Below are 21,457 nucleotides of genomic sequence, written 5' to 3' on the forward strand. Positions count from 1 at the left end.
CTCAGGTGGAGCAAGGTTCCCTTCATCGCCCCCGGAGAGGGATGGTCAGCACGGCCAGGTCAGGGCCACACCCCCCGCGAGATGTGGCCCTGACACCGGCTCCAGCACCGCCGCGCGCACGAGGTTGAGCACCTCGTATCGGGGTCCGGCGCGGCGGACCAGTCCGCGCACGCTCAACGCGCGCGCGACCCGTTCACACTCGTCGTCGCCGCGATCGGCCATGCGCACCAACGCGTCCCGCTCCTCGACATCCAATGTGGACAGCGAGAGCCGCAGCGAGTCGCGCAGGTGAGCCGACGTCGGGTCGAGCGGGTTGGTCCGCAGCCGCTCCAGCAGGTGCTGCGGCGAGTAGACCATGAACCACCCGGCGGCGAACTCCAGTGCCGACGGCAGCCCGTCGAGCTCCCGCACCAGACCCATCAGCGCGGCCTGGTTCCCGTCCTCCTGGCGGAATCCCGGTCGCACGCGGCGCACGTTCGTCACGAGCAGCCGCACCGCGGCCTCATCGCCCAGCGGCGCCAACGGGAACACGTGCTCGCCGGGAATCCCGGTCGGTGCGAGCGCGGTGACGACGACTCGCAGTCTCGGGTGCCGCATCAGCAGCCCGGCGTCCGGGACGTGGTCGGTGACGAGGACCGTGTCCTGGTGGTCGTCGATCGCCGGCGTGCGCGTGGACGGCAGCCACGCCACCGACCAGCCGAGCCGGAAGTGGAGCTCCCCCGCCACCTCCAGCGCGAGCCGCGTCTTGCCCACCCCGCTGACGCCGGTGATCGTGACCAGCCGCCGCCCGTCGACGAACAGGCCGGTCAACGCGGCCGTCTCCGCCTCACGCCCCACGATCGCCGACGACGGCGCGGGCGGCGGCACCGACACCGGCCCGGCCGGTCGTCCCCCGGCCTCCTGCAGGTTCGCGCGGCTGTCGTCGTCCAGCCGGAGCCCGTCCGCGAGCAGCCGCACCGTCTCGGCGCGCGGCGACCTCGTCCGGCCGCACTCCAGGTCGCGGATGGCCCGCACGCTCACCATCGCGAAGTCGGCCAGCTGCTGCTGCGTCAGACCGACGCGGATCCTGTGCGTGCGCAGCAGTTCACCAAAGTCCCTCACGCCTGCCCACCCCTCGGAACCCCGGCCACCAGCCCGCAAGGCAGCGACACCGTCCTGCGCGCGCACAGCAACTCGGCAAAGTCCCTCATGCCCGCACCCCTCCCCGGCCCCGAACCTCCGAGATGCAGCGTGTGCGCAGCAGCTCATCGAAGTCCTTCATGCCCGCACCTCTCTCTGGTCCCGAACCACAGATCGATCAAGTGGCCGCGAGATACAGCGAGTGCGCACCGGTTCTGCAAACTCCTTCATGCCCGTTCCCCTCTCCGAGCCTGAGTCTCAGGCCGGAGGAGTCTCGAAACATGGGGGGCGATCCCCCATATTCACGTTCGCGGTAAATCTGGGGGCCTGGCCCCTATGTGGTCCGTGCGCGCGCGTGCGAGGTTTTGCCGGTGACCTCCGTGGCCGGGACAACCACCGGCGAGAGCTGGACAGCGGCTTTCGCCCACGCGCTGCGCCCGCTGATCGACGCCGCGAGGCTGGAGGTGGCGCCGCCGTTCGACGCCGCTTTCGCCGAGCAGCTCGGCCGTCGCCTGGTCGCGATCGCGGCTCGCACGCTGGTGCTGGAGCTGCACAACGCGCGGGGCACGCTGACCGGCGACACGGGCGCCGAGCGGTTCACGTCGTTCACGCGGAACCTGGACCTCGAAGCGTTGTTCGCGCGCTACCCGGTGCTGGCCCGCTTGCTCGCGCAGGCCTGTGAGCAGGCGGTTTCCGCTCATCACGAGCTGTCGTCGCGCTTCACCCGCGACCGCGCGGAGATCGTGCGGACGATCTTCGGCGGGGTCGATCCCGGTGCGCTGGTGGCCATCGAGACGGGTCAGGGCGATCCGCACCAGCAGGGCCGGACGGTCGCGGTGCTGACGTTCGAGTCCGGGGATCGGCTGATCTACCGGCCGCGTCCGGTCGGGCTGCACCGGCACTTCGTCGCCCAGCTGACGTGGTTTTCCACGCGGACTGGAATTGAGTTCCGGTCGCCGCGGCTGGTGGTGCGCGACGGTTACGGGTGGCTGGAGTTCGTGAGCCACGAGCCGTGCGCGGACGTCGCCGGGGTCGCCGAGTTCTACCGGCGGCTGGGGGCGTTGCTGGCGCTGCTCTACGCGATCGACGGCACCGACATGCACTACGAGAACCTGATCGCGTGCGGTGACCAGCCGGTGCTCGTCGACGTGGAGACGTTGTTCCACCCGACGCCCGCGCTGTCCGACGATCCGGCCGCACTGGCGCTCGCGCGATCGGTGCACAGGACCGCGCTGCTCCCCCACGTGCTGTTGGGTGACAACGGCATCGCGGACGTGTCCGGGGTCGGCGGCGATCACGGCGTGCCGTCGCCGCTGGACGTCGTCGACTGGGCCGACGCCGGAACGGACCGGATGCGGCTCGTGCGGCGCCCCCGTGAGTCCACCGGGGCGTTCAACCGGCCACACCTGAGCGGCACACCAGCCGAGCCCGCGGACTACCAGGACTCGCTGCTGGCGGGGTTCCGCGCGGGTTACGACGCGATCGTGGCGCACCGGTCCGAGTTGCTGCGCCTGGTCCGTGCGTGTGCCGACGACGACGTGCGGTTCGTGCCGCGTGCGACCCGTCAGTACGCCGTGTTGTTGGACGAGTCCACGCACCCAAGCGTTCTCGTAGACGCGATGGACCGCGACCTGGCGTTCGGCGTGCTGATCGTCGACGACCCGTTGCTCGACCGGCTGGTGCCCTTCGAGGTGGCCGATCTGTGGCGTGGTGACGTGCCGCTGTTCACGTGCCGGCCGGGGTCGCGGGACCTGTGGACCACGTCCGGGCTCCGGCTGCCGGGGGTGCTGCCGGAACCAGGGCTGGACGTCGTCGAACGCAAGATCGCGGCGATGAGCGAGGTGGACCGGCACGACCAGCAGTGGGTGATCGCGGCCGCGCTGGCCTCCAGGCCGAAACCCGTGTCGCACCGCAGCGGCCCGTCCTTGCCCGGCCACGTCGCCGCGGTGGACCCGGATCCGGCACGGCTGCTGGTGGCGGCGTGCGGGATCGCGGACCAGATCCTCGCGCACGCCGTGACGGGTCAGGACCGGGTGAACTGGCTGGGGCTGGAGCTGATCGACGACCGGCACTGGACCGTCCACCCGCTCGGTGCGGGTTTGTCCAACGGCTACACGGGTGTCGCGCTGTTCCTGGCCGAACTGGGCGCTTTGACCGGTGCCGCCCGGTACGTCGACTTCGCCCGCGACGCCGTCCGTCCGCTGCCCGGGCTGCTGGAGCTGTTCGGTGCCGAGGCCGAGCTGGTCACGGCGGCCGGCGGCGGATTCCACGGCCTGGGCGGGATCTGCTACGCGCTGGCACGCCTGACCCCGTTGCTCGGCCTCGAGCCTGATCTGCTCGCGACCGCGGTGTCGTTGATGCCGCGGGAGGACACGTCGTTCAGCGTGGTGGACGGTGTCGCCGGCTCGCTCGCCGCGATGATCGCCGTGGGCACACCGGAATCCCTGGCGCTGGCCGGCCACTACGCGTCGCTGCTACGTGGTGCTATTTGTTCTGCCAATGGATTCGCCCGCGGCCATGCGGGAATCGGATGGGCACTTCGGCGTTACGCGGCAACGGTCGCGAACGAGTCTTCTAGTGTGGCCGAGTCCTTTTCCGTGGCGGCAGACTCCTGCTTCGAGACAGACGCGATCGACCCGACCGACGCCGGCTGGTGCTCGGGCATGTCCGGTGCGGCCCTGGCGCGCGCGGACGAACGCTTGAGCACAGTGCTGGCGTCCCGGGAACCGTTGCGGGACATGAGCCTCTGCCACGGAGAACTGGGCGTGATCGAAGCCCTGTCGGCGCACCACCCAGCTGCTGCGACCCGTCGCACGGCCCTGCTGCTGGGAGCACTGGACGAACACGGCGCCCGCTGCGCCACCCCGGGCGGGGTTCCCTCACCGGGGCTGCTCACGGGCCTGGCCGGCATCGGCCACGGCCTGCTGCGCCAAGGGTTTCCCGTGCCGTCCGTGCTGTTGCTCGAACCGTGAGACCAACAGATGAGGAGAGCGTCTGATGAACGAGTCCCTGCACCGCCCGACCGCCCTGCCCGAGCCGGTCGAGAGCGTGATCGGGGAGATGGAGCTGGCCCCGAGGTCGCTGGCCGGCGCCCGGGCACGCGCGCTGGCCGGGTTGACGCTCGCGGTGAGTGCGTTCGCGTCCATCACACCCACGTTGTCGGACCCGACCGTCAGCGTGCAGTAGGAGTTCAGGCCGGATGAGGGGCCGGGCGAGCAGCCCGGCCCTTTCTCGTTGATCGCGGAAAGATCCTTTCCTGATCACCTGGCACTGTCCCGGCGAATACGCCTGAGCAGCCGATACGAACGACGTCACCCTGCCGTTAAGGTCCTGCCATGCAGACCCGAGCCCCCCACGTGGTCGGCCGCGATCGAGAGGTCACGGCCCTCGCGGGGGCACTGCGGCGCACCCGGACCGGGCAGGGCGGAGCGATCTTCCTGACCGGCGAGGCCGGGATCGGCAAGTCGCGGCTGGCCCGGTACGCGGCGGGGCAGGCGTACGGCGAGGGCATCCGCGTGCTGAAGGGGCGCGGCACGACGATCGGGCCGATGGTGCCGTTCCGCCCGATCGCGGAGGCCCTCCTCGCCCTCTTCAGGGGCGAGCCTCCGGACGACTCCGCGCTCGGGCCGTACAAACCGGTGCTGGGCACGCTGATCCCGGAGTGGCACGACCACCGGTCCACGACGGAATCCGTCGTGGTCCTGGCGGAGGCGGTGCTCAGGCTGCTCGCCTCGGTCGCCAGGAGAACACCGTGCCTGCTCGTCCTCGAAGACCTGCACGACGCCGACGCCGAGACGCTCGCGGTCATCGAGTACCTGGCGGACAACCTGGAGGACCAACCGGTTCTGCTGCTCGCCACGAGCCGCAACGAACCGGGCAACGCGCTGGAGCTGATCCACCGGATCGTGCAGCGAGGAGCGGCCACCGCGCTCGAGCTGCGCAGGCTCACCCAGGCCGAGGTCGAACGGATGACGGCCGCCTGCCTGGAAAGCGAGCAGATCCCGGGCGAGCTGTCGGATCGCTTGTGGACGGACAGCGCCGGGAATCCGTTCGTCATCGAGGAACTGTTGCACGGCATGGTGAGCAGCGGCCTGCTCGTGGCGGGCGCCGAGGGCTGGCAGGTGCTGGGCGAGCTGAAACTGCCGGTGCCGGCGGCGTTCGTGCGCAGTGTCGCCCACCGCACCGACCGCCTGGGGCCGCAGGGACGCGAGGTGCTGTCGATCGCGGCCGTGCTGGGTCACCGGTTCCCGCTGTCCGTGGTGCAACGGGTGACCGGCACCGACGACCGCCACCTCCTCAGCCACCTGCACGCGGGAGTCGCTGCCCAGCTCGTCACGCCCGACGAGCCCGCTCCCGACTGGTACGCCTTCCGGCACCCGCTGACCGCGGAAGCGTTGCTGGCACAGCTGGCACCCAACGAACGCGCGGACCTCTCCAGGCGCACGGCCGACGCGATCGAGGACCTGCACCCCGGACTGACCGGCGACTGGTGCCCGCTCGTCGCGAAGCTCAGGTTCGACGCCGGATCGCCGGACGAGGCCGGGCTGCTGTTCGCCGAGGCGGGACGGAGAGCGCTTTCCTCGGGCGCGGCCGGATCCGCGGTCACGTTGCTGGACCGCGCGCAACGCCTGCTCACCGACGAGACGCGGGCCGCGGTGCTGGACACGCTGCTCCCGGCGCTCGCGGAGACCGGCGAGTTCGAGCGCGCCTTCGAGTTCGAGAAGGACGTGGCGGAACTCAAGGACGGGCCGGGAAAAGCGAAGCTCCACACGCGACTCGCCCGGATCGCGCACCAGGCCGGGCGGTTCCCGTTCGGGGTGGAGCAGGTGCGCATCGCCCGCGCGCTGCTCGGGCCGGGCGCACCCGACGAGCTGACCGCGCAGCTGGACGTCACGTCGGCCTACCTGTCGCTGATCAGCCCGAGCGCCGACCGGGTCGAGTCGGCGGCGAGCCTGGCGCGGCAGGCGGCGGAGGCGGCGGCACGGGCGGAGCTTCCCGCCGTGGCGTGCGAGGCGTGGCAACTGCTCGGCGTGATCGCGCGCGAGCAGGATCTCGACGAGGCCAACAGGTGTTTCGACCGGGCGCTCGCACTCGCGGACGCCCACCAGATGCCGATCCAGCACATCTACGCGCTGGTTCGCCTGGCGGGCAACGACTGGCTCGCGGACGGCAGCACCGCCACGCTGGACCGCGCGCACGGCGAAGCGTGCCGGACGGGCGCGATCACGGTGTCGTACAGCGTGAAGGCCATCCTGGCGCTGCAACTCGTGCTGGCCGGCGACTACGACGAAGCCGCCGTCCAGGTCGAGACCTGCCTGGAAGCGACCGGACGGCTGCGGTTCCACTCGCTGACCCGCTACCTGTTGATGGTGAAGGCAACGCTCGCCGCACATCGCGGCAACCGGCAGGAGACCGACGAAGCCGTCGCGATGTTCGAGGCGGTCGCGAAGAGCGGCGCGCAGGAAGTCCCGCTCTGCTACGGACTTGCGCGCGCGTTCTGCGCCCTGCTCGAAGAGAACCACGTGCTGGCGATGCAGGAGCTCGACCTCGCGGAGGCCAAGGAGTCGCAGAGCCCCACGCCGTTCCACCTCTCCGGCTCACACGGCCTGCGCGTGCTGCTCGCCGTGCTGGACGGCCGCTGCGGCTGGTCCGACTACGACGTGCTGGTGAAGTCGAGCGCGGCCGGCATGCGCTGGAACCGCCAGTTCGCCGACCTCGCGCACGCGGTGCTGCTGGGCCGCGACGGCAAGCACGCCGAGGCGCGCCAGGCGTTCGACAGCGCCCAGGAGGCCGCCGCCCTCTACCCGATGGCACGGCACCTCGGACTGCGGCTCGTCGCGCAGGAAGCCTCGGGCTGGGGCGATCAGGTGACGTGGCTGCGGTCCGCCGAGGAGTACTTCCACCAGGCGGGGATCCCGGCGGTGGCGTCGGCGTGCCGGGGGCTGCTGCGGCAGTCGGGCGCGTCGGTGCAGCAACGCCGCAGCGGCACGGACCAGGTGCCGAAACAGCTGCGCGGGCACGGCGTGACGGTCCGCGAGTTCGAGGTGTTCGTGCTGCTCGCCGACCGGATGGGCAACAAGGCCATCGGCACCCGCCTGCACATCTCTCCGCGCACGGTCGAGAAGCACGTCGCCTCCCTGATCGCGAAGACCGGTCAGCCGGACCGCGAGTCCCTCTCCGCGTACGCGGCGGCACTGAGCCGCTGACGCTCGCGCTTGAGCCGTGCCTCGTACTCGTGCCTCCTACCGCCCGCCAAGTCATCGCGAGCAGCGCGCTCCACGTCCCGGAACACGTCGTAGTAGGTGTCGTCGTACTGCTCGACGATCTCGAACGTCCACCGCCCCGGCAGCACGTTCCGGCCGAGCAGCTCGCGTTGCACCCGGTCCGCGTGCTCGTGGTGGCCCGCCCGCCGCAGCAGCGCGATCGCCTCGTCGAGCGTGAAATCGGCCGAGCCGGTCAGCTGGTGGAACGAGTAGAGGTGGCCGCGGGCGCGTTCGGTGGTCTCCAGGGCCTTGCGGAGCTTGCCGAGGGCTTCGATCGTCAAGTCGTCGTCCATGCCACGCGGCATACCCATCCACGCCCGAGTGCTACCGCCAGGTCGTCGGACACCGTGTGGTCGTCCACGCCACGCGGCACACCGGCCACGCCCGAGCCCCACCGCCAGACCGCCAGACCGCCAGAAACCGTGCCGCCAGAAACCGTGCCGTCGTCCACGCCACCCGTAATACCCCCGCCGCGGGTTTGCCCCCACTCCTGCCGGGTAGTCGATCACCGGCCGTGTCCATCACTGACACTGCGTCCTTCACAGAGCGAGGTGACCCCTTATGGTCGACGTCACCACCCGCACGCGGGTCCAGCAGGCCGCACTCGTCGTCGCGGCGGTGTTCGCGCTGGTAGGCGTGCTCGGTTTCATCCCAGGCATCACCACCGACTACGACTCGATGACCTTCGCGGGCCACGAGTCCGGCGCGATGCTCCTGGGCATCTTCATGGTCTCGATCCTGCACAACATCGTGCACCTGCTGTTCGGCGTCGCAGGCTTCCTGGCCGCGCGCACGCCTGCCGGTGCGCGAGCGTTCCTGATCGGCGGCGGCGCGGTCTACCTCGTGCTGTGGCTGTACGGATTGGTGATCGACAAGATGAGCGACGCCAACTTCGTGCCGCTCAACAGCGCGGACGACTGGCTGCACTTCGTCCTCGGCCTCGGCATGATCGGACTGGGAGTGGCGCTTGGCAAGCGTGCCGCCCTGCGCTGACACCGTTGGCGTAGAAGAGGAGTTCCTGCTCGTCGACACGGCGTCCGGGCGTACTTCGGTGCGCGCGGACGCCGTGCTGGCGCTCGTCCAGGACACGGACCTGACCAAGTTCCACGCCGAACTGGCGGCCACCCAGGTGGAAGCCGCGACCGGCCCGTGCACGTCTGTTTCCGAACTGGGCCAAGCCTTGCACCAAGCCCGCACCACGCTCGCGAAAGCGGCTGAGGAGGTCGGCGTCGGGCTGATTTCCCGCGGCACTCCGGTGAAACCGTCGCGGCAACAGATCGTGGATCACAGCAACCCGCGTTTCCGCCGTGTTCTCGACACCTACGCCGGTGTCGTCGAGCACTACGAGGCGTGCGGCTGCCATGTCCACGTCGGCGTTCCGGACCGCGAAACCGGCGTACGCGTCCTCAACCACCTCCGGCCGTGGCTGCCGACGTTGCTGGCATTGTCGGCGAACTCCCCTGACCACGGCTACGCGAGCTGGCGGATGGTCGAGCAGTCGCGCTTCCCCGGCTCCGGAGTGCCGCCGGTGTGCACGAGCGCCGCCGACTACGACGCCCACGTCGCGCGCATGGTCGCGTGTGGAACGCTCGTCGACCGCGCCCAGTCGTTCTGGCTCGCCCGCCTGTCGCCGAAGCTGCCGACCGTGGAGTTCCGGGTGGCGGACGCGGCGGCGACGGTGGAGGACGCCGTGCTGCTCGCCGCCCTGTCGCGGGCTCTCGTCCACACGGCGTTCCTGGACGGTGAACCACGCCCGGTGCGGGACGACGTGTGCGCAGCGGCCGTCTGGACGGCTTCCCGGTACGGTCTGGACGGAGCCGCCGTCGACCCGTGGCGCGCGTGCCGGGTTCCCGCGTCGGCGATGCTCGAGCGGCTGCTGGCGCACGTGACGCCGGCGCTGGCGGAGCGTGACGAGCTCGATCTGGTGCATGACCTCGTCGAACAGCGGGTATGAGACCTGAGTGAAGCTTCCTTCGCCCCGCGGACCGCTGTCCGAGACCGTCGTCGCCACCCTGGGCGGTGAGCCGGACGGTCAGCCGATCCCGTTCACCGCCGCCGACCCGTACGGCGAAGACCTCACCATCGCCCTGCACACGTTGTACGAGCTGCACTACTGCGGTTTCGACGGCGTGCACCCGGCCTGGGAGTGGGACCCGGAGCTGCTCAAGTTCCGCGCCCAGGCCGAAATCGTCTTCCTCGCCGCGCTGCGGTCCGACGTGGACGGCGGTGACGACCTGGACGCGGCACTGGACGCCCTGCTGGTCGAGCACGTCCCCGGCAGCGGCGTGTCGCACCACCTGCGGGACAACGGGAACTGGGACGAGATGCGCGAGTACTTCGCGCACCGCTCGGTGTACCACCACAAGGAAGCCGACCCGCACGCGTGGGTGATCCCTCGTCTGCGCGGCAGGGCCAAGGCGGCGCTCGTCGCGGTGGAGTTCGACGAGTTCGGCGGCGGCCGGGCGGACCGGATGCACTCCCGGCTCTACGCGGATCTGTTGCAGGGCGCCGGAATGTCGGCGGACTACCTGCACTACCTCGACGACGTGCCCGCTCCCGCGATCGCGATCGTCAACATGATGTCGCTGTTCGGCCTGCACAGGTCGTTGCGCGGCGCCCTGGTCGGCCACTTCGCGGCCGCGGAGATCACCACCGCTCCGAGCGCCCAGCGCATGGCCCAGGCCCTCGAACGCCTGAACGCCGACCCGAGGTGCGTCGAGTTCTTCACCGAGCACATCGAGGCCGACGCCGTGCACGAGCAGATCATGCGGCGCGACGTCATCGGCTCACTGCTCGAGCAGGAACCGGAACTGCGAGCGGACGTGGTGTTCGGCATCCAGGCGACGGAACTGCTCGAAGCACGCCTCGCCGATCACCTGTTGTCCTCGTGGGCGGCCGGGGAGTCGTCGCTGCGCACGCGCTTGCGGTGGCTGGTGTCGCAGAACGGGTAACGCTTGCTGCGACGGCAGGCGCACACCGCGACGACGAACCGGTCGCTGGTGTGCGTCACGCCGTCCTCGGTGACGAGCTCGACCGGTCCTTCGACGAGCACCGGCCCGTTCGGCACGACCGTCACCCTGCTCCTACTGCGACTTTCACTGCGACTGCGGGCGTTCTGGCCGGTCACCGCGGATCACCACCAGTTCCTCGTATCGCTGGCCGGGCTCGATCAGGCCGTGCCGTTCCAGGAAGTCGACCCGGCCGTTCATCACGGGTCCGAACGGCACCGACCGGCGTTGCACGATCGACGCCTTCAAGCCGCAGTCGCGCAACTGCCGCAACGTGGTGTCCACTCCGCACAGTGCGGAATGGACCATCAGCAGCACGCCGCCCGGCACCAGGAGGTCGAACATCCTGGCGCACAAGGGGTCCAGCAGCTGACGGCCGTCCAGCCCCGCGTCCCACGCCCGCGCCGGTCCGCGTGCCGCGCACGGGTCGGAGGCAGGCACGTACGGCGGGTTGGCGAGCACCAGGTCGAACCGCTCGTCCGCGATGACCTCCAACGCGTTGCCCAGGCGCACCCGCAACGGCATCCGTTGCAGGGCGGCGTTGACCCGCGCGGTCCACACCGCGCGCCGGGAAACGTCCACACCGGTCACTTCTGCGGCACCGGCGCGGATCGCCGCGATCGCGAGCGCTCCGGTGCCGGTGCCGATGTCGAGAACGCGCGCGCCCGCCGGAATCGCCGCGGCGTGCATGGCCTCGACCAGGAGTGCCGTGTCGTCCTGGGGCGCGTACACGCCTGGAGCTCTGAGCAGCCTCACAGTCGGAGAATCCCCCGGTCGAAGACCTTGAAACACCGTGTTTTCGCACGACTTCGGCGGGTACACGAGGATGTGCTGACCACCGCTTTCCGGCTGCTCGCCAAGGCACGGCAGGCCCGCGCGTTCCATCCGCGTGGAATTCTGCTGAGAGGCGAGCTGACGGGCGCCGCGCCATTTCCCGCCTCTGCGAGCGTCGCCGTTCGTCTGTCCAAAGGGGCCGGTACCGGACGTGGCTGGCCGGACGTGTTCGGTCTGGCGCTCCGCGTTCCCACCGAGTCGGGCGACTGGGACGTCCTGCTGTCCAGCACCGGCACGGGCAGGCTCACGCGGCTGCTGCCGACGCCGGTCCGCGGCTGGCGGGACGCCCGGCTCGGCACGCTCGCGCCGTACCGGTACCGCGACGAGCTGATGTGGCTCATGGCCGTGCCGCACGGCGCGCCACCGACGCGGTTCACGATCCACGCGTCCGGCACGGACGCGCAGTGGCGCCAGGTCGCCGAGGTGACGCTGCATCCCGAGGACAGCGCGGCCACGCCGATCGCGTTCGACCCCGTGCTCAACCGCCCGCAGGAGATGGAGCTGGCGCCGCGCTGGCTCGCCGTGCTGCGCGAACAGGCTTACGAGGGGAGCCGGCGCGGCCGCCCGCGGTCATGACCTCACTCGCCGGATTCCTCCGCTGAACCGGGTTCCGTCATCGTGCGCATCATCTTCGCCTTGACGGGGTCCGGCGCGATCTTCCCGGCGATCGCCTGAACCTTGTTCTTCAACGAGCCCGCGACCACGTGGTCGTCGCCCTTCATCAACGCGTCGAAGCCCTGCTGGGCCACCTGCGCCGGGTCGTCCTTGTCCCCCGTGGCCACCTTGGTGTCCTGCATGCCCGCGCGGTCGAAGAACTCCGTGTCCGTCGGCCCCGGCATCAGCGTCGTCACCGAAACGCCGGTGTCGCGCAGCTCTTCCCGCAGCCCCTGCGCGAACGACGCCAGGAACGCCTTCGAGGCCGCGTAGACCGAGTGGAACGGTCCGGGCGCGGTCGCGGCGATGGACGACGTGAACAGCACCTTGCCCTCCTTGCGGTCCACCATGTCGCTGATCAGCCGATGCGCGAGGTGAACCGAAGATCGGACGTTCAGGTCCACGATCTCCAGGTTGTCGCCCAGCGAGGTGTCGCGCACGAAGTCACCGCCGACGCCGACACCCGCGTTCACCGCCAGCACGTCCACCGGCCGTCCCAACGCGCGCACACGGGATACCAGCGACTCCACGCCCTCGTAAGCGCGGAGGTCCACGCGCACCGGTTCCACGTGCACACCACCGCTGCGCAGTTTCAGCTGCGCGGCCGTCTCGTCGATCCTTTCGTCCTCAGCCGCGACGACGACGTCGAAGCCGTTGTCCGCGAGCACTTTCGCGAGCTCGTAACCAATTCCGCTGGAAGCACCGGTCACCACGGCAAGCGCATTCACAGGTCTTCTCCTTCCGGTCAACACCCGGATACCCGTGGCCACCAGGTCGATGCGACATCGGCCGAAAGTCCGATGCAACCTCCCGGACGTGTGCGGTGTCCTTATCGGTAGGTTGGTCGAAACGACATGGGGGACATTCGTGCGCAAAATTCTTCTCGCGCCGCTGTGCGCGCTGGTCACGGTTGCCGTGGCGGCGTGCAGTCCGTCAGGTCCGGACCAGACCAATCCGGAGCTGGCACCGCGCGGCACGACGATGACCAAGGTCAAGCCCGAGAAGAAGGACCTGACGACCAAGCTGAGCCTGTCGGGCAAGGTCGAGATGAACCCGACGTTCGGCCTCACCGCGCCGGTCGCGGGCCAGGTGCGGTACTTCGACCTGCAGGCTCCCAACGGCACGCCGACGAAGCCCATCAGGGTCGCGACGGTGTGGAAGGACGGGGCGCCGAACTACGTCGAGATCCCGGCCGGTGCCACGTTCGGCGGCAGGCTGGTGGACGACAAGGCGACCGTGACGGCGGGGATGCCGATCGCGTCGGCGAAGCACGTCGGTTACGCGATCGTCGGCGACATCGACGGCGCGCAGGCGTACAAGATCAGTGGCGCTCTGACGGACGTGACGGTGCAGATCAAGAACGGTCCGGGCCCGTTCCCGTGCACTGTGCTGGGCACGATCGCCGCGCTGCCGCAGGGCACCATTCCGGAGAAGCCTCCGGTCACGCCGGACACCAAGAACCCGCCAAAACAGCCAGAGCAGCCGAAGCAGCCCGAACAGCCGCAGCAGCCGAGTTCCTCGACCGGTCTGCGCATCGTGTGCACCGCGCCGGCCGACGTGCAGATGATCAACGGTGCGGCCGCGTCGATCGAGGTCACCACCGGTAAGTCCGCACAGGCGCTGGTCGTTCCGGTCGAGGCGGTGGCCGGTCAGCAGGGCAAGGGCAAGGTCGACGTCATGCAGCCGGACGGCTCGCGCAGGACCGTGGACGTCACGCTCGGCCTCACCGACGGCAAGGTCATCGAGATCAAGTCGGGGCTCACCGGTGACGAGGAGCTCGCGGTTCCCGGCCCGAACCTGCCGGAAGGCCAGCAGCAGGGCGGCGACCAGCAGAAGCCGACGGGACCGTGATGCAGCCACAGGTTCAGGTCCAGGCGCCGCTGCTCCAGCTCAACGGCATCACGAAAGTCCTGAAGGGCCAGGAGGAACCGCGCACCATCCTGTCCGGCGTGGACCTCACCGTCCATCCTGGACAGAGCGTGGCGATCCTCGGCCGCTCGGGTTCCGGCAAGTCGACGCTCTTGTCGTTGATCGGGCTGTTCGACCGCGCCGACGAGGGCCAGTACTTCCTGCACGGCAACGACATCACCAAGCTCCCCGAGCGCAGGGCCGCGGCGTTGCGCAGCGCGGAGTTCGGGTTCGTGTTCCAGCGCTTCTTCCTGCTCAAGCACCTCACCGCGGCGCAGAACGTGGCGATGGCGCTGGTGAACGGCCAGGGCTGGTCCGCGCGCCGCAAGCGCAGGCAGCAGGTGATGGAAGCGCTCGAGACCGTCGGCATCGCGCACCTCGCGAAGTCCAAGCCCGCCAGGCTTTCCGGTGGTGAGCAGCAGCGCGTCGCGATCGCCCGCGCGCTGGTCCGGCAGCCGCGGGTGATCCTCGCCGACGAGCCGACGGGCGCGCTCGACACGGAGACCGGCAACCTCGTCGTCGAGGTGCTGCTCAACACGACCAGGCAGGGCTGCGGCCTCGTGCTGGTCACGCACGACCACGACCACGCGCGCAAGATGGGCCGCGTGCTGGAGCTGCGCGACGGGCGGTTCAACTGATGTTCTCCGGCAAGCTGCGGTCCGCCCTGGTCATCGGCGGACAGGGCATCCGCGCCCGCAAGCTGCGCACGTTCCTGTCGATGGTCTCGCTGTTCCTCGGCGTGCTCGCGGTCGTCGCGGTGCAGGCGGGTTCGGAGATCGCCGAACGTGCGATGCTCACCGACGTCGAGCTCCAGGCCGGCAAGGACGGCACGCTGATGGGCTACATCCCCGGCGAGAAGGGCGCGTCGGGAATCGTCGAGACGATGCTGAAGGGCCGCTCCGACGCGGTCGCGATGATCAGCTCGCAGGCGATCATCGGCGAGCCGGGCGTGCGGCCGATCAACGAGGGCGGCTCGCCGTTCGAGTACGCCGGCCGGGGTGGCGACTACTACGGCCCGCAGATGATCTGCGACGCGAGCGGCAAGTGCACCGAGCAGAAGGAACAGGAGAAGAAGCCGGCCGGCCAGGCGATCGAGGTCAGCATGGTCGCGCTGACCGGTGACATCCGCCAGTTCAAGCCGTTCCGCCCCGTCTCCGGCACCTGGCTCGACTTCGCGTCGACGCCGTCGCTGGCGCCGCGCATCGTGCTGAACGAGGAAGCCGCCAAGGGCCTCAAGCAGTACCGCGTCCCCGGCGAGATGATGATCGAGGGCGCCACCCACCACGTGACGCCGCAGATCGTCGGCGTGGTGCAGGACGGCAACGGCCAGCCGCGCATCTACATGCGGCTCGACGAGCTGCGCACCTGGATGCCCGCGGCGGCGGAAGCCAACGACACCAACAGGTTCCGCGGCGGCGGCACGCAGCTCGAGGTCTACCTGCAGCCGGGTTCCGAGGACCTGCAGCAGCTGATGAAGGCCAAGCTCGTCGGTGCCGGCGTCGAGCAGAACCACCTGCACTTCGACACGGTGAACTCCAAGAAGCGCATGCAGTCCGAGCTGAAGATCATGCGGTTGATCTTCCTCGGCATGGCGTTCCTGGTGCTGCTGATCGGCGTCGCGGGAATCCTGAACGTCGGCCTCGCCACGGTCGGCGAGCGCGTCGAGGAGTTCGCGCTGCGCCGCGCGGTGGGCATGTCCCGCATGCTCCTCGCGGGCATCGTTTTGGCCGAGACGCTGCTGACCGGCCTGCTGACCGCGGCGCTCGCGATCGGCGCGGGCGCGGCAGGCCTGCAGGTCGCGCTGGCGATGTTCGGCAGCCGCTTCCCGTCGTTGCAGGGCACCGCTTTCCCGTGGGAAGCAGGCGTTGCCGGGGTGATCGCGGGTCTGGTCGCCGGTGTGCTCGGCGGGCTCATCCCGGCGATCCGGGCGGCGCGGATTCCGATCGCCACAGTCATGCGGGCCTAGGAGGCAGGCCCGTTGCCGACGAAGCCCCGGACCGCGAGAGAGGCGGACCGGGGCTTCGTGCATTTCTCAGGCTTCGTTGAAGGTGTCGGGGTTCGGGCCGATCCGGCCGCTGCGGTCCAGAGTGGACAGAGCAGCGATCTCCTCATCCGACAGCTCGAAGTCGAACACCGCGATGTTCTCCCGGATCCGCGACGGCGTCACGGACTTCGGGATCACGACGTTGCCGATCTGCAGGTGCCAGCGCAGCACGATCTGGGCCGCGGAACGGTTGTGGCGCTGGGCGATCTCCGCGATCACCGGGTCACCGAGCAGCTCGCCGCCCTGGCCCAGCGGCGACCACGCCTCGGTCTGGATGCCGTGCTGGGCGTGGAACGCGCGCAGCTCGCCCTGCTGCAGGTACGGGTGCAGCTCGATCTGGTTGACCGCGGGCACGACACCGGTCTCGTCGATCAGCCTCCGCAGGTGCGCGGGCTGGAAGTTGGAGACGCCGATCGCACGGACGCGGCCTTCCTTCTGCAGCTCGACGAACGCCTTCCAGGTGTCGACGTACAGCTCGCGGGCAGGCGTCGGCCAATGGATCAGGTACAGGTCGAGCGTGTCGAGCCCGAGCTTGCGCAACGACTCGTCGAACGCGCGCAGCGTCGAGTCGTAGCCCTGGTCGGCGTTCCACAGCTTCGTCGTGATGAACAGCTCGTCGCGGTCGACCGCGCTCAGAGCCTCACCAGTGCCGCGCTCGTTGCCGTAGATGGCCGCGGTGTCGATGCTGCGGTAACCGGCCTTCAGCGCCTCCGCCACAGCCGTCGTGGCCTCCGCGTCCGGCACCTGCCAGACACCGAAACCGAGCTGGGGCATGGTCACGCCGTTGTTGAGCTTCAGGGTGTTCAAAACCAATCCTTACCAGTTCTCAGGGGATCAAAGTGGGTGCCGTACCGCCGTCGACGCGGAGGGCTGCTCCGGTCGTCGCGGACGACAGGTCGGACGCGACGTAGGTGATGAGGTTCGCGACCTCGTGGGGGCGGATCAGGCGGCCCAGCAACAACGTCGGGCGCTCGGTGCGGACGAACTCGGCCTCACCGCCGTCGCCGACGCGGTCGCGGATGAACTCCTCGACGCCGGGCGTGAGGGTCGGGCCGGGCAGCACCGAGTTGACGGTGACTCCAGTTCCGGCGACCGCCTGCGCCATGCCGCGCGCGATCGCGAGCTGCGCGGTCTTCGTCATGCCGTAATGGACCATCTCGGTGGGCGTGAACACGGACGACTCGCTGCTCACGAAGATCACCCGGCCCCAGCCGCGCTCGACCATGCGCGGCATGTAGTGCCGCGACAGCCGCACGCCGGACATGACGTTGGTGTCGAAGTACCGCTGCCACTCGGCGTCGTCGATCTCGAACACCGGTTGCGCCCCGTAGATGCCCATGTTGTTGACGAGCACGTCCACGTCGGGCAGTTGGTTCACGAGCTGAGACGCGCCCTCGGCGGTCGCGATGTCGGCCGCGACACCCCGTACGTCCCCGTCGAGCTTGGCGACGGCTTCGTCGACCCACTCCTGGCTGCGACCACTGACGACCACGGTCGCACCCGCCTTAAGCAGCGCCTCCGCCGTGGCGAAGCCGATGCCGGAGGTGGAGCCGGTCACAAGCGCCGTGCGTCCCGACAGATCCATGTCTCTCCCCGGTAGACTTGTTGAAGACGATAACGAGCGTACGCAATAGTTGCACACGCTGTCTATTCGAGAAGGGTTGACCTATGTCACTGGACGACGACGCCGTCCAGGCGCGCGCTCAGGGCTGGCGCACGCTCGCGGCGTTGCACGCGCGCATCGAGGACCGCCTCGAGAGAGCGCTGCAGAAGGCTCACGAACTCTCCGTCAGCGAGTACACCGTTCTGGACGTCCTCAACCGCCAGGACGGCTTCCACCTCAGGATGAACCAGCTCTCCAACGCCGTGGTGCTGAGCCAGTCCGCCACAACGCGCCTGGTCACCCGCCTGGAGGACCGCGGCCTGCTCGCCCGCTACCTCTGCCCGACCGACCGGCGCGGTATCTACACCGAGGTCACCGAGAAGGGCCACGAGCTGCTCGCGCTCGCTCGCCCCACCCACGACGAGGTCCTCACCGCGTCGCTCGAGGAGGCCTCCGAAACGCCGGAGCTCAAGCCCCTTGTCGACGCGCTGGCCACGCTCTAACTAGGCTCACCCACATGGCCGACACGCAGTACGAAGACCTGCTCCGCCACGTCCTCAAAGAGGGCGTGCGCAAGGAGGACCGCACCGGCACCGGCACGCGGTCGATCTTCGGCCACCAGCTGCGCTACCCGCTCGCCGCGGGCTTCCCGCTGATCACGACCAAGAAGGTGCACTTCAAGTCGATCGCGTACGAGCTGCTGTGGTTCCTGCGCGGCGACAGCAACGTCGCGTGGCTCCAGGAGCACGGCGTGACGATCTGGGACGAGTGGGCTGCGGCCGACGGCGAGCTCGGCCCGGTCTACGGCGTGCAGTGGCGTTCCTGGCCGACCCCGGACGGCGGTCACGTCGACCAGATCGCGGAAGTGCTGCGGACGTTGCGGGAGAACCCGGACTCGCGGCGGATCATCGTGTCCGCCTGGAACGTCGGCGAGATCGCGCAGATGGCACTGCCGCCGTGCCACGCGTTCTTCCAGTTCTACGTCGCCGACGGCAAGCTGTCGTGCCAGCTCTACCAGCGCAGCGCGGACCTGTTCCTCGGCGTGCCGTTCAACATCGCCTCCTACGCGCTGCTCACCCACATGATCGCCGCTCAGACCGGTCTCGGCGTCGGCGACTTCATCTGGACCGGCGGCGACTGCCACATCTACGACAACCACGTCGAGCAGGTCGAGCTGCAGCTGAGCCGCGAGGCGCGCGAGTTCCCGACGCTGCAGATGGCTCCGGCCTCGTCGCTCTTCGACTACAAGTTCGAGGACTTCACGATCGAGGGCTACGACCCGCACCCCGGCATCAAGGCTCCGGTGGCGGTGTGATCGGCCTGATCTGGGCCCAGGCGCCCGATGGCGTGATCGGCCGCGACGGCACCATGCCGTGGCACATCCCCGAGGACATGAAGCACTTCCGGGAGATCACCGCGGGCGCGGCCGTCCTGATGGGCCGCCGCACCTGGGAGTCACTGCCGCCCCGCTTCCGCCCACTCCCCGGCCGCCGCAACCTGGTGCTGTCCCGCACTCCCCAGGAAGGCGCCGAGACGTTCGACAACCTGGAGAAGGCGCTCGCGGACGTGACCGGCGACCTCTGGGTGATGGGCGGCTCGGCGGTCTACGCGGCCACGCTGCCGTTCGCCGACCGCGTCGAGGTCACGGAGATCCGCGAGGTCTTCGAGGGCGACACGTACGCGCCGAAGATCGACCGCGAGCCGGTGACCGTTGGTGAGTGGCAGGAGTCCAGCTCGGGCCTGCACTTCCGGTTCGTCAGCTACTAGCGCCGGCCACCGGGCTGCCAGTCGTGGACCTCGACCGCGTCGTAGCGGTCCACGCTCAGCACCGCCGCCGGGTCCTCTGACCTGACCAAAGCCGCGGTGCCCAGCCACTGTGAGCCGTCGTCGGACAGCAACGGCCCGTACGCGACCAAGCCATCGGCACGCACCGGCTGAAGGTCCACGGGCTCGCCGCACCCGAACCCGAGCACCAGATGTCCCCCCGCGCCCGGGAAGTCCCACATCGTGCGCCCGAGCACGTTGCGCCACCTGCGCACCAGCACGTCCCGATAAGCCCCGGCCTGGTAGCAGGGCTCGTCGAACGCGAACGCCCGAGCCGCCGCGGCATCGGGCACGTCGACGATGTGCACGCTGCCGGCCAGCACGTCGCCGCCGAACGTCGGCCCGCGGGCGATCAGCGAGAACCGGTCCATGTACGACCAGTGCTCCTCGAGCAGCTTCTCCCGCAACGGCAGCGATCCGGGCCGATCCCGGTGGTAGCAGAAGAACTCCATCAGCCGATCTCCACGGCCCACACCGGCAGCACGAACTCGGCCTCGGGCAGGGGTTCCTCCTGAAGATCGGACCACGCGACGAATCCGCCCGGGTCGCCGAGAAACCCCTCCACGATGGCGGCCAGCGACACCGTGAGGTCGAGCTTCGCCCCGAACGGAAGGCGGTCCCGCGGCAACGACGTGGTCGAACATCTGAGCTGCCCGCCCTGCACGTCGTGCCACACGTAGAACGTCCCCGTACGGCCCAGCGCGACCGCCCGCTCCGACTGCGACCGGGCGGTCTCCTCGAAAGCCGCGACCACGTCGCCAGCCACCGCCGACGCGTCCGTGCCGAGGATCCACGTGTTCGCCGCCGCCTCGGCGTCCGGATCGCCGTTGAACAGCAACGGTTCGTCCGCGACCTCGCGGATCCACGTCACCAGCATCAACGGCGCCGCGCCCGTGCGTGCCACGCCTCGACGATCAGCTCTTCCAACTCGCCCACCCCGATGTGCTCCAACCGCACGAGAATCGCCGGATACCCGTTGAAGTGCGGCGTCGTGAAGTAGACCGACTCGTCCGAGGCGAGCAACGCCTCCTTGGCCCCGAGATCCGGCACCCGAGCCGCCAGGATGGGCCCGGACGGCGCCGAAGACCCCATGGCCGCCAGATCCGTCTTGCGCAGCGGCCGTTCCCACACGAAGAGCTTGTCCTTGACCCTCCAGTCGACGACGCCCTCCCGCACCCCCTCCGTCACGTCGGGCATGGAGGTGGCGATCCGGCGCACGTCGTTCCAGGTGGCCATCACTAGCTCCTACAGGTGGTCCGGCGGACGCTGCTGCTCGGCCAGGAACCGTTCGAACTCGGCGCCCAGTTCGTCCGCGCTGGGGAGGTCGGTGTTCCCGACAGTCTGGATGAAAGCGTCGTACTGCCGCTCGAGCGCTTCCACCACCTGGGCTACTTCCTCCGACTCCGCGACCTGCCGGTGGATCTCGGCGTCAGCGGCCTGAGCCGCGTCGATCAACGACCCGATCGGCAACGCCAGACCAGTCGAACGGGCGAGGGCGTCCAGCAGCGTCACGGCGGCGGTCGGGTACTGCGACTGCGCGAGGTAGTGCGGCACCTGGGCCGCGAAGCCCATCGCGTCGTGGCCCGCCTGGCCGAGCCGGAACTCCAGCAACCCGGACACGTTGCCCGGCACCTGCACGCGGTTGAAGAACGGCTGGTACTCCGAGACGAGCTCCGGCCGCGTCGCGTGGCCGATGACGTTCAGCGGACGCGTGTGCGGCACGCCCATCGGGATGCCGTGGAAGCCGACGGTCAGGCGCACGCCCCAGCGGTCGATCAGCGACCGGACGGCGAGGATGAACGCCTCCCAGCCGCGGTCCGGTTCGGCGCCGGTGAGCAGCAGGAACGGGTGGCCGGCGCTGTCCCACAGCAGGTGCACGACCAGCTCGGGCGCGGCGTAGTCCTCCCAGTGGTCCGTCGCGTAGGTCATCAACGGGCGGCGCGAGCGGTAGTCGATCAGGCTGTCGAGGTCGAAGCGCGCGACCACACGGCTCTCGAGCGTCTCCAGCAGGTGCTCGGCGAGCAGACGGCCCGCGGCACCGGCGTCCATGAAGCCCTCGAAGTGGTGCAGCAGCACCGCACCCGTCAGGTCCGGCACCTCCGAGTCCACCTCGTACAGGTTCTCCGGGTCCAGCACCGCATTGCCTCCAAAACCGTCGTTTCACTCTCGTCTCAAGCCAACCACGTGGACACCAGACTGA

At 69.6% G+C, this 21,457-nt stretch carries 25 protein-coding genes; 13 read left to right on the forward strand and 12 right to left on the reverse strand.

Annotated elements, in window-relative coordinates; translation table 11 throughout:
- Positions 1-45: 45 nt before the first annotated feature.
- A complete protein-coding gene (locus UK23_RS25190) occupies positions 46-1,101 on the reverse strand; it encodes a helix-turn-helix domain-containing protein (protein WP_045314118.1) in 1,056 nt (351 codons plus the stop codon).
- A 389-nt stretch (positions 1,102-1,490) separates the two neighbouring features.
- On the opposite strand from UK23_RS25190, the gene UK23_RS25195 reads away from it, so the two are divergent.
- The 3 genes from UK23_RS25195 to UK23_RS25205 all read left to right on the forward strand — a co-directional run bounded on the left by UK23_RS25195 (position 1,491) and on the right by UK23_RS25205 (position 7,325).
- On the forward strand, positions 1,491-4,091 hold the full coding sequence (locus tag UK23_RS25195) for a type 2 lanthipeptide synthetase LanM family protein (RefSeq protein WP_052685022.1): 2,601 nt from the start codon (positions 1,491-1,493) through the stop codon (positions 4,089-4,091).
- 25 nt (positions 4,092-4,116) lie between these two features.
- Entirely contained in the window at positions 4,117-4,305 is a 189-nt protein-coding gene (locus UK23_RS25200; RefSeq protein WP_045314102.1) for a hypothetical protein, read from the forward strand.
- Between the two features lie 149 nt (positions 4,306-4,454).
- Entirely contained in the window at positions 4,455-7,325 is a 2,871-nt protein-coding gene (locus UK23_RS25205; RefSeq protein WP_045314103.1) for a helix-turn-helix transcriptional regulator, read from the forward strand.
- On the opposite strand, the gene UK23_RS25210 is transcribed toward UK23_RS25205, so the two are convergent.
- On the reverse strand, positions 7,274-7,675 hold the full coding sequence (locus UK23_RS25210; RefSeq protein WP_231114663.1) for a hypothetical protein: 402 nt from the start codon (positions 7,673-7,675) through the stop codon (positions 7,274-7,276). The two genes, UK23_RS25205 and UK23_RS25210, sit on opposite strands and share 52 nt — an antisense overlap.
- The gene (locus tag UK23_RS52915; RefSeq protein ID WP_196777884.1) at positions 7,660-7,833 is read right to left on the reverse strand and encodes a hypothetical protein; all 174 of its coding nucleotides are present in this window, start codon (positions 7,831-7,833) and stop codon (positions 7,660-7,662) included. The genes UK23_RS25210 and UK23_RS52915 overlap by 16 nt, the downstream gene beginning before the upstream one ends.
- A gap of 110 nt (positions 7,834-7,943) precedes the next feature.
- On the opposite strand from UK23_RS52915, the gene UK23_RS25215 reads away from it, so the two are divergent.
- The 3 genes from UK23_RS25215 to UK23_RS25225 are packed head-to-tail and all read left to right on the forward strand — an operon-like array spanning position 7,944 to position 10,333.
- Positions 7,944-8,375 carry a DUF4383 domain-containing protein gene (locus tag UK23_RS25215; RefSeq protein ID WP_045314105.1) on the forward strand — a complete coding sequence of 144 codons (432 nt, stop codon included), beginning with the start codon at positions 7,944-7,946 and terminating at the stop codon, positions 8,373-8,375.
- Positions 8,359-9,336 (forward strand): carboxylate-amine ligase, encoded by a 978-nt coding sequence (locus UK23_RS25220; protein ID WP_052685023.1) that lies wholly within the window; start codon positions 8,359-8,361, stop codon positions 9,334-9,336. Before UK23_RS25215 ends, UK23_RS25220 begins: the two co-directional genes overlap by 17 nt.
- 7 nt (positions 9,337-9,343) lie before the next feature.
- Positions 9,344-10,333, forward strand: coding sequence for an iron-containing redox enzyme family protein (locus tag UK23_RS25225; RefSeq protein WP_045314106.1), 990 nt, complete (start codon positions 9,344-9,346; stop codon positions 10,331-10,333).
- Here UK23_RS25225 and UK23_RS50565 read toward each other — a convergent pair.
- Positions 10,255-10,509, reverse strand: coding sequence for a CDGSH iron-sulfur domain-containing protein (locus UK23_RS50565; protein ID WP_082114965.1), 255 nt, complete (start codon positions 10,507-10,509; stop codon positions 10,255-10,257). The two genes, UK23_RS25225 and UK23_RS50565, sit on opposite strands and share 79 nt — an antisense overlap.
- Positions 10,478-11,146, reverse strand: a complete 669-nt coding sequence (locus tag UK23_RS25230; RefSeq protein WP_082114966.1) for a HemK2/MTQ2 family protein methyltransferase — start codon at positions 11,144-11,146, stop codon at positions 10,478-10,480. Before UK23_RS25230 ends, UK23_RS50565 begins: the two co-directional genes overlap by 32 nt.
- 72 nt (positions 11,147-11,218) lie before the next feature.
- On the opposite strand from UK23_RS25230, the gene UK23_RS25235 reads away from it, so the two are divergent.
- Entirely contained in the window at positions 11,219-11,800 is a 582-nt protein-coding gene (locus UK23_RS25235; protein WP_045314108.1) for a hypothetical protein, read from the forward strand.
- Positions 11,801-11,802: 2 nt separating this feature from the next.
- Here UK23_RS25235 and UK23_RS25240 read toward each other — a convergent pair whose 3' ends face one another.
- Positions 11,803-12,606 carry an SDR family NAD(P)-dependent oxidoreductase gene (locus UK23_RS25240; RefSeq protein ID WP_196777881.1) on the reverse strand — a complete coding sequence of 268 codons (804 nt, stop codon included), beginning with the start codon at positions 12,604-12,606 and terminating at the stop codon, positions 11,803-11,805.
- 139 nt (positions 12,607-12,745) lie between these two features.
- On the opposite strand from UK23_RS25240, the gene UK23_RS25245 reads away from it, so the two are divergent.
- From UK23_RS25245 to UK23_RS25255, 3 genes are read left to right on the forward strand one after another with little or no spacing between them, the layout of a single operon-like run.
- Positions 12,746-13,729: an efflux RND transporter periplasmic adaptor subunit gene (locus UK23_RS25245; protein WP_052685024.1), complete on the forward strand. Its 984-nt coding sequence runs from the start codon at positions 12,746-12,748 to the stop codon at positions 13,727-13,729.
- Positions 13,729-14,424 carry an ABC transporter ATP-binding protein gene (locus tag UK23_RS25250; protein WP_045314122.1) on the forward strand — a complete coding sequence of 232 codons (696 nt, stop codon included), beginning with the start codon at positions 13,729-13,731 and terminating at the stop codon, positions 14,422-14,424. The genes UK23_RS25245 and UK23_RS25250 overlap by 1 nt, the downstream gene beginning before the upstream one ends.
- Positions 14,424-15,752 (forward strand): ABC transporter permease, encoded by a 1,329-nt coding sequence (locus tag UK23_RS25255; protein WP_045314110.1) that lies wholly within the window; start codon positions 14,424-14,426, stop codon positions 15,750-15,752. The genes UK23_RS25250 and UK23_RS25255 overlap by 1 nt, the downstream gene beginning before the upstream one ends.
- A gap of 66 nt (positions 15,753-15,818) precedes the next feature.
- On the opposite strand, the gene UK23_RS25260 is transcribed toward UK23_RS25255, so the two are convergent.
- Positions 15,819-16,604 carry an aldo/keto reductase gene (locus tag UK23_RS25260; protein WP_045314123.1) on the reverse strand — a complete coding sequence of 262 codons (786 nt, stop codon included), beginning with the start codon at positions 16,602-16,604 and terminating at the stop codon, positions 15,819-15,821.
- A 52-nt stretch (positions 16,605-16,656) separates the two neighbouring features.
- Positions 16,657-17,415 (reverse strand): SDR family NAD(P)-dependent oxidoreductase, encoded by a 759-nt coding sequence (locus tag UK23_RS25265; RefSeq protein WP_045314111.1) that lies wholly within the window; start codon positions 17,413-17,415, stop codon positions 16,657-16,659.
- An 83-nt stretch (positions 17,416-17,498) separates the two neighbouring features.
- Here UK23_RS25265 and UK23_RS25270 point away from each other — a divergent pair, with 83 nt between their 5' ends.
- From UK23_RS25270 to UK23_RS25280, 3 genes are read left to right on the forward strand one after another with little or no spacing between them, the layout of a single operon-like run.
- On the forward strand, positions 17,499-17,936 hold the full coding sequence (locus UK23_RS25270; RefSeq protein ID WP_045314112.1) for a MarR family winged helix-turn-helix transcriptional regulator: 438 nt from the start codon (positions 17,499-17,501) through the stop codon (positions 17,934-17,936).
- Between the two features lie 14 nt (positions 17,937-17,950).
- A complete protein-coding gene (locus tag UK23_RS25275; protein ID WP_045314113.1) occupies positions 17,951-18,748 on the forward strand; it encodes a thymidylate synthase in 798 nt (265 codons plus the stop codon).
- On the forward strand, positions 18,745-19,200 hold the full coding sequence (locus UK23_RS25280; protein WP_045314114.1) for a dihydrofolate reductase: 456 nt from the start codon (positions 18,745-18,747) through the stop codon (positions 19,198-19,200). Before UK23_RS25275 ends, UK23_RS25280 begins: the two co-directional genes overlap by 4 nt.
- On the opposite strand, the gene UK23_RS25285 is transcribed toward UK23_RS25280, so the two are convergent.
- From UK23_RS25285 to UK23_RS25300, 4 genes are read right to left on the reverse strand one after another with little or no spacing between them, the layout of a single operon-like run.
- Complete coding sequence (locus UK23_RS25285) at positions 19,197-19,709, reverse strand: YciI family protein (protein WP_045314115.1); 513 nt, start codon at positions 19,707-19,709, stop codon at positions 19,197-19,199. The genes UK23_RS25280 and UK23_RS25285 overlap by 4 nt on opposite strands.
- Positions 19,709-20,161, reverse strand: coding sequence for a hypothetical protein (locus UK23_RS25290; RefSeq protein ID WP_196777882.1), 453 nt, complete (start codon positions 20,159-20,161; stop codon positions 19,709-19,711). The genes UK23_RS25285 and UK23_RS25290 overlap by 1 nt, the downstream gene beginning before the upstream one ends.
- Positions 20,134-20,493: an MmcQ/YjbR family DNA-binding protein gene (locus UK23_RS25295; protein ID WP_045314116.1), complete on the reverse strand. Its 360-nt coding sequence runs from the start codon at positions 20,491-20,493 to the stop codon at positions 20,134-20,136. The genes UK23_RS25290 and UK23_RS25295 overlap by 28 nt, the downstream gene beginning before the upstream one ends.
- A gap of 9 nt (positions 20,494-20,502) precedes the next feature.
- On the reverse strand, positions 20,503-21,393 hold the full coding sequence (locus UK23_RS25300) for a proteasome assembly chaperone family protein (protein ID WP_045314117.1): 891 nt from the start codon (positions 21,391-21,393) through the stop codon (positions 20,503-20,505).
- Between the last annotated feature and the right edge of the window lie 64 nt (positions 21,394-21,457).

It is taken from the genome of Lentzea aerocolonigenes, assembly GCF_000955955.1.
Lineage (GTDB): Bacteria > Actinomycetota > Actinomycetes > Mycobacteriales > Pseudonocardiaceae > Lentzea > Lentzea aerocolonigenes_A.